Consider the following 924-nt stretch of genomic DNA (forward strand, 5'->3'; position numbering starts at 1 on the left):
GGTTGTAGGCACACGGTTTCAGGTTCTATTTCACTCCCCTTCCGGGGTTCTTTTCACCTTTCCCTCACGGTACTTCTTCACTATCGGTCATCAAGTAGTATTTAGCCTTGGGAGGTGGTCCTCCCTGCTTCCCACAAGGTTTCACGTGTCTCGTGGTACTCTGGAGCAGAACTATGGTCTTCTTGTTTCACTTACAGGACTATTACCTTCTATGGTGTATCTTTCCAGATATCTTCAATTACAATAGCCACCAATGTTATGTTCTGTCCGCAACCCCAAAGATAAATCTTTGGTTTGGGCTCTTCCGATTTCGCTCGCCGCTACTGACGGAATCGATTTTTCTTTCTCTTCCTCTAGGTACTTAGATGTTTCAGTTCCCTAGGTTTACCCTCCTATAGCTATGTATTCACCACAGGATACGTAGGGTTACCTACGTGAGTTTCCTCATTCGGAGATCTTTGGATCACAGGCTATTTGCGCCTACCCAAAGCTTATCGCAGCTTGTCACGTCCTTCTTCGGCTCTTGATGCCAAGGCATTCACCATGCGCCCTTTGTAGCTTGACCTATCAAATCAAATTTGAGTTACAAATTTGCTGATTTACTAAAATACTAGCGTGCATTTTAGTAATCAATTTATTACAAAGATTAGTAAATATCTTTACTTTAACTTATGTGCAATTTTCAAAGAACAATCTGAAATACTTGGTATCTCAAAATTAAACAGAGAGAGATTCTAACCAGAATTCGTATATATTAAGTCTGAAATGCATCAGTACTTAATAATTTCTCCATAGAAAGGAGGTGATCCAGCCGCAGGTTCTCCTACGGCTACCTTGTTACGACTTCACCCCAATCGCTGACCCTACCTTCGGCTGCTGCCTCCCTTACGGGTTAGCTCACAGACTTCGGGTATTGCCAACTCT

2 rRNA genes are annotated in these 924 nt (G+C 42.7%); both read right to left on the minus strand.

What is annotated here, in order from left to right:
* Nucleotides 1–565: ribosomal RNA gene (locus J3477_RS25880) — 23S ribosomal RNA — on the minus strand; the annotation flags it as partial.
* 230 nt (nucleotides 566–795) lie between these two features.
* Nucleotides 796–924: ribosomal RNA gene (locus J3477_RS25885) — 16S ribosomal RNA — on the minus strand; the annotation flags it as partial.

It is taken from the genome of Clostridium zeae (assembly GCF_017312485.1).
Lineage (GTDB): Bacteria > Bacillota > Clostridia > Clostridiales > Clostridiaceae > Clostridium_AR > Clostridium_AR zeae.